General features: G+C 54.8%; 3 protein-coding genes. 1 reads left to right on the forward strand and 2 read right to left on the reverse strand.

Annotated features, from left to right (window positions below):
- Nucleotides 1–81 precede the first annotated feature (81 nt).
- Both ACIPY9_RS24400 and ACIPY9_RS24405 read right to left on the reverse strand, forming a co-directional pair.
- Complete coding sequence (locus ACIPY9_RS24400) at nt 82–3,387, reverse strand: hypothetical protein (protein ID WP_400707764.1); 3,306 nt, start codon at nt 3,385–3,387, stop codon at nt 82–84.
- Nucleotides 3,388–3,457: 70 nt separating this feature from the next.
- Nucleotides 3,458–5,860: a hypothetical protein gene (locus ACIPY9_RS24405; protein WP_400707767.1), complete on the reverse strand. Its 2,403-nt coding sequence runs from the start codon at nt 5,858–5,860 to the stop codon at nt 3,458–3,460.
- Nucleotides 5,861–6,157: 297 nt separating this feature from the next.
- On the opposite strand from ACIPY9_RS24405, the gene ACIPY9_RS24410 reads away from it, so the two are divergent.
- Nucleotides 6,158–6,661 carry a hypothetical protein gene (locus tag ACIPY9_RS24410; RefSeq protein ID WP_400707770.1) on the forward strand — a complete coding sequence of 168 codons (504 nt, stop codon included), beginning with the start codon at nt 6,158–6,160 and terminating at the stop codon, nt 6,659–6,661.
- Nucleotides 6,662–6,713: the final 52 nt, after the last annotated feature.

Here is a 6,713-nt window from a genome sequence, read left to right on the forward strand (position 1 = left end):
GGTGGGGGCGGGCATGGAGAAATCTCCAGGGAGCGGGCCGACAGGCAGAAAGCCTATCGGCCTTGATGGCGAAAAGGGCCGTCAGTGGGTGGCAACGATCGTCAACACATTGCGGTCGGTCGGGGATTGGAACTGCACGGTAATCTTGTGCAGGTTCCCGTATTCGTCGATCAGCTTCAGTTTCATTGGCTGGTCGAAGTCGCTGTTGTTGTCGAACGTGAAATCCGAACGTCGATGCAGGCTGAACAATATCGCCCCTTCCGGTGCTTCCTTGCCGGGGACAATATCAAGTTTCGGGCGTGATCCGGGCGCGATGCTCTGCATCAGCAAGGGCTCGAACAGCAATGTTCTGCTGCTGGACAAGGCATGACCGGTATAGCTGCCCATTTGCTCGGCATACTGACGGCTTTCCCACTGGACCATGCTGGCGGGGCCCTCGAATTCGACGGAGAGAAACTTGATGTACCGGGCCGACAATTTGAACCTCAGGTAGTAATAGTCGACGGTGTTGAGCTCATAATCATTGTCCGCACCACCTTCTACCCGTACATGCGTCAACTCATAGTTGTCGTTTGCATAGGTGGGTACCGGTTGCGGTGTGATTTTCAGGATGTTGTCTTTTTCTTCGGAACCACCATTTTCCGTCGAGTTGAATTCGACCTGGTCGGCGCGGGTCAGGGCGACGGCAATTCGCAACGGGGTGACGCTGCGTGTCTGGATATACAGGTACTTTCCACTGCCATCCAGCGCTTGCGATTCTCCGCTTCGGCCCCCTTCGATGGGGTAATACTGATAAGGATTTTTCGCTTCGTTGACTCCCCATTTTCGGCTTTCCGGTGCATTGGCGGGTACGCCCTCTTCACCGAGATAGGGCAAGTCATCGCCGGTGTCCGCCACGATCAGGCGCATGCTGTTCAACTCGGACGGGGTGAGTGAGACCTCATTACCGTCTTCGTCGAATGTCTTGACGGCGACCCTTAACTTGATCTGCTCCAGGCCATTGGCGAACAGTATCGGGGACCCTGATTGTTCCTTGACGGTGAAATCCGTCAGACGCTCCCACTTCGCCCGTGGCGCTATTTCGGATAAATGAATGACCCCATAGCCCGACAGCGTACCGATACCGTCGAAATAGTTGCACTGGATCACCGTATAAGGTTGGGTGATCACGTCCGGTGCCTTGAAGTTGCCTGTCGCGTCGATGCTCCCATTGCCGGTGGCCACGCTCCATTGCAGGTTGCGGACGTCATTCAATTGTCCGGGCAGGGACAGACGCAATGAGGCTGCGGGTGCAAGCCCGGGGTGGAAGGCCGGTTTGACATCCATGGGCATGACGCCATTGATCAGCAGCACGGTCCCCGGGCAGCGTGCCTGGGTGCCGGTGTCGATCGCTTCAATGGTCACGGGCAGGAACTTGCCCGACGGCAAGGTGGCGGGCGGACTATAAGTTGCCTCCTGACCATTGCCGACAAGAGAGCCTTGTTCGGCCGGCAGCGGAGCCCAGCTCACCGCATTGCCGCTGAGGGTCGAGACCTTGAACGTGACATTGCGTGGGGTGCGCAGATCGATGGCATGCAAGGCTGGAGTCATGGCCATGGAGCTGGCGACCACCACCACCAGGGCCGACGCTGTCCGGGTTTCCTGCGTCTGGGGATCGGTAAAGGTGGCTGTTACGACATTGCGAGTGGTCTTGTCTTCAAGTTGTCCTACCGATGGTGCCGAGTACAGCCCGTCCTGAGTGATGACACCCTGAGAGCGAGACCCATCGATATCGCGCACACTCCAGGTAATGTTGGCCGCCCGCGCCCGATAGCGCAGTTCCACGATTTCAAACTGCAGGTCGTCACCGCTCTTGACCGTGGTGTAAAGCGGTTTGAGGCTGAACGAAGTCAGTGCCGGGTCGACTTCTCCAAACATGGCCAGATCGCCGGGCAGGTACGCTTCCTTCAGGATCAGGGCGTTGTGTTCCGGGAACAGCAGATGGTTGATGGCGAAGAAGTTTATTTCGGGAATATCAATGGTTTTGAAGAGCTGAATAATATCCTTGAGTATGTCTTCCAGAACTTCCTGGGCCTTGACCGTCAATTGGTCATGGAGCCAGCCTGGAATACTGACATTGGCCGTGTAAGCGGAAGAAGGTTGTTGCACAAACGTGAGGGTATTTTCGCTGGCGTTCAGTTGGTTATCAAAAACGATAGAGAGCGAATATTCAAAGGTGGCAAGTGCGTCTTTATGGGTGTCCCACCATCCCGCAATATCATCCCAGAAACTGAAAACTTCATTACTGGTCCCGCTCCATTTCAATTCAAGGCGAAAGTCGGACCTGATAAAGAGCGACAGTCTGTTCGCAAACGTGAAGCGAAGATCGTCTTTTATGAAGTGGAGATGATGGGTTGCATGTTGATACTGAATGTCGATCGGTTCCGCCTGATATTCGCCTGCCACCGCCACCAGTTGGTAGTCGGATGTCTGCTCGGCATCGTCCTTGACTTCAAAGTTCAGGCCGCGTCCGATGTGCTGTTTGATATAAGGCACAATGAACCAATACATGACGGCCTGACGGGAGATCAGCAACGAACCGGAATACTTCGAGCGGTCTTCTCCCGAAACCTTGTCATCGGGAATCAGATACGGAAACTCGCTTTCATCTGCCGGTAACGTCCCGTCGTAGAAATTGTTCTTGGTGCGGACGAACAGCACCACGGCGCCATCGCCATAACTGTCCGACTTGAGGTTTTTACCTTCAGGTGCTGCCTGGGTCAGGATATAAAAGTCCTTGGGTGCCAGCAGGTCGTCCGCATTGAAGTCCAGCAGACCCAGCGAATAGACCTGTTGTTGTGCCGGCAGGTCCTCGAAGCGGGCCTTGAAGAAGTCGCCGATCAGCGTGGGACCGACCCCCAAATCAATCAGATTGGTCGTGAATTCGGTGGCCTTCGAGATGTCAAGAATGACTTCGGAGTTCTTGTTGATGCCGCCTATTACCTTGCGCAGTTCAATATCGGCGTCCAGCCGATAGCCATGTTGTTCGGAAATGTTGAAGCTGGACAGCGCCCGGACAGGGGAGCCGGGGGCGTTGCTGTAATGGGTGACGGTGCCACCCACAATGTCCATGTTCAGGCGTGCCCTGGAGTCTCGCAATGAGGCATTCTCGAAGGAGAGGCGAGGTGCACTCAGAATGATGCCGCTCAGTTCGAGTGTTTCCGGCCCTTCCAGTTGCACCGTGCCGCGAATGGCGGGCAGAAAGCTGTCTGTGCTGAACCGCGAGATATGCTGTTGTGCCAGCAGATGATTGACCTTGGTCCGGTTGAAGGACACCACGGCCCCCCAGCCTCGGGTATTGGCCCGGCCTTTGAGTTTCTGCAGGAGAGAGTCCCTTGAATTTGCCATGTCTCACCTCGGTTGACGTCCTGTCTCGGGCCATTTCAGCCATGGCCCTTCAAATGCACTGACGGGGTACTTACTGAAAGGCCCTTGCCACGTCCGGATACTGCGCCAGGGGCAGGGGCAGTACGGTGTATCCGTAATCAGTGAGGGGTGGGAGGGGAGGAATACTGTAGGAAAATGCACCGGTAATCACGACAAAGCCCGGTAGTTGCTGTGCTGGCTCGGTGTAGACGCCAGAGGCATCCACCGAGCCGGCACCGGCCAGCAATGTCCAGACCATCAGGTCGTGCGGAATTTCGTGAGAGCCGTCGTTGTATTCCTTCATGAAGCGCAACTGTGCCTTGCCATTCGCCGCCAGTGCCAGGTCCACTTCCACCTGCCCGCCGAGCGTCTTGTTGATCACCAATACAGTGGCCTGCCCCATGTTGCTCTGATCGTCGGTGACTTGAATGACTTCCAGCGTGAACATGTCGGTACCCTGTGATTCGGGGGCCGTATAGGTTGTCTCCAGGCCGGAGGCGGGGTTGAGTGCACCGCCCTGGCCGGGGTTTTTCAGTGCCCATTGCAAGGGGCGGTCATCGAGGGTGCCGGCGGTGAACTTGAGGGAAATACCCGGGCCGCACACCGAAAAGACCGGGTTCAGGGAAATGGTCTGGCTGACGATCGAGATCAGGGTCGAGGACGACGCTTCGATTCCTCGTGTTGTCGTGCCGGTCGCGGTGACAATCACCTGTTGGGCATCATGACCCTGAAGTTCATCCGGGGTCGGTGCGGTGTACACGCCTGCGTTGGTGATGGAGCCGACAGGCAGGGTATTCCCCGGCAGGCCTTTTACACTCCAGGTGACGGTGGCTGCAGGCTCGACGCGGAGTGTCTTGCTGCTGCCCGGATTCAGGATGACCTGTTCGGGTTCTATCACGAAGCTGGTCAGGGACGGATCGACATTCCCGAAAACAGCCAGGTCACCGGGAACATGGGCATCCGTCAGGACCATCGCGTTATGGTCGGGAAATAACAGGTTTCTCAGCAGGAACGTGTCGATGTCGGGAAGCTTGATACTGGCGATGTTCTTGAAGAAGTGATCGTCCAGTTCTACATACCACCACCTGAACAGTTCCGAGCGGTTATCGCTGCTGAAGAACTCCAGCCAGGAATAGTTGGATAGACTGGACCAGCTTTCGGCACTGATAGTTGTCGAAAACCGGATGATACTTGTTGCCGGGTCCAGTTCGAGTGTCATGTCGGCTTTTGAATTGATCTTGAACTCGAGGTCTCCGTCGACATCCGTATCGTTGCCGTTATTGACATCGACTTTCTGATTCCATCTGTTTTTGCTATGGGCATTCCATTCGATATGCAGAGTGTTGTTCAGCGTTTTGAATTGCAGGCCAGTATACGGGCCATCGGGAGTGACTTTGAGAACGGCATCTTCCAGCGCTCTCAATGTGCTGTTGTGGTCGCCCCAAGAGCTTGTAAATACCGTGCCGTTTGGTTTTATATAATTTCCTGATAGTCCCTGCGCATATAAATGCAGTGGCGTGCCATCTTCACCCGTCGGAGACTCCAGTTTATAGGTGATGGTCGAACTCTGGTTGAGCGTTGGAAGAATCAGTTTGTTGAATAACACTTTATTTGAAAGCAACACGGCACTCGAATATTGGGTCCCGTTACCATCATTGGGTATCAGGTACCTGAAATCACTGTTCTGGGTCGGTGCTCCGCCATCCGTGCCGCCCTTGAGCGTCACCATCAATATCACTGCTCCATCGCCATAATTGGGCGCTGCCCGTCTCTTGGCCCCCGGTGCGGCTTGTGTGCGGACGATGAAGTTCTGCGGGGTCAGGGTAGAGTCTGCGCTCTTGTTCAGAGCGCCGAGGGTATACACCTGCAGTTCGGGCTTTTCCTTGAAGCGTTCGAGGAAAAACTCCTGAGCATTGATGATGCTGACCCGGTCCGAGAACAGATCGGTGTCGAACCCGGTCATTTTCTTGAGATCGATCTGCACGACTCCGGCATCGGTGACATCGCCCGGTGCGTCCAGCAGGTCCACGTCCATCCATAACGTCGGGCCTGCCGCCCCGTTGGGCCGCATGATCGAGTGGATGCCCTTGTAACCGCCGACCGGCTCGCTTTTCAGAATGGCCAGCCCGGCAGTAATTGCCTGCGTTACACGGGCTTTGGAGTGTTCGATATCGGCATTCTCGAATGAAAGCCGGGGCAGTCCCAACTGGACACCGAAGAAGTTGAGTTTCGAGCCTTCCGGCCCTTCTATCTGGCCATCGATGGGGGTCAGGTAGTTCTCGGCAGTCAGTTTCTTTATATATTGTTGCATCAATAACGCGTTGGCCCGACCCCGGCTATAAACCACAATGGCATCCCAGCCGAGGGTCTTGGGGTTTTCCTGTAGCCAGTCCAGCAGGGCGTCTCGTGAGTCACCACCTACTGTTGTTGTGGGCATGTTGTCTGGCAGTGCCATGATGTTCTCCCGATAAAAAGGGACACCGTGTTTCCTGAAGCACTTATGCCATCGAATGATGAATACCGTTTTGTTTCCATATCGATGGCATCACGGTAAGTGTCTATGAAGCGTGGATGAGGAATTTCGGTGATCCTTGGCGGGTTGTCTACTGACAGAAATGCCAGTTGCCAGTGAGTCGATGGCTGTTAGGATGACTTATCTCATCATATTGTCGGATTGACGTTTTTCGACGGTTGCAAGTGATAAGTAACTTTCAGGTCGTGCGACCTGTGGCTTATAACGGGAGTCGTTATCATGACATTACGTGTTTTTAAATACCTGCCATTGAGTGTGTTTGTCGCGGCCTTCATATCCGCGAGTGTTTATATTCCACGGCTTGAGGCCAGTGAAGCCGATGGCCAACTGGTGATCCTGAACAAGAAAAATGCCGATGGCTCGTACCCGATTAATTGCAGCATTCCCTTTGTCAGTTCCATCATCGATTTTCAGAACAATTCATTGGGGTGCGGGAATGATGATGCCTATGCCTTCAGGCTCGAGAATGTACCGTCAGCGACATTCTTTTCATTTCATGACACTCCGAACTGCAGCGAAAGCGGGGGCTTTTCCTATCGGTTCAAGACCATCAAGCAGCCCACCAATATGGTGGAGGCTCTCGAGATCGAGGAGGCGGGCAAGAAACCCGTTGGCGCTGTGGTTGTGCCGGGAGTGATGATGATTTCCAGCAGCACGAGTGGTCAGGTAGGCGGGAAGCTGTCATGCGTCAAGATCGAGCGCTCTGCGGTTCCGTCACCGTAATGGCCGAGGCTTTCACTTTTCTGCCGGGGATTTTTTCATGCCCACCCCAACT

The sequence above is a fragment of the Pseudomonas sp. NPDC089734 genome (assembly GCF_044748865.1).
Classification (GTDB): Bacteria; Pseudomonadota; Gammaproteobacteria; order Pseudomonadales; family Pseudomonadaceae; genus Aquipseudomonas.

What these genes read in the sequence shown, in the direction of transcription:
- ACIPY9_RS24400 (WP_400707764.1), bottom strand. Translation starts at nt 3,387, where the DNA reads ATGGCAAATTCAAGGGACTCTCTCCTGCAGAAACTCAAAGGCCGGGCC.
- ACIPY9_RS24405 (WP_400707767.1), bottom strand. Translation starts at nt 5,860, where the DNA reads ATGGCACTGCCAGACAACATGCCCACAACAACAGTAGGTGGTGACTCA.
- ACIPY9_RS24410 (WP_400707770.1), top strand. Translation starts at nt 6,158, where the DNA reads ATGACATTACGTGTTTTTAAATACCTGCCATTGAGTGTGTTTGTCGCG.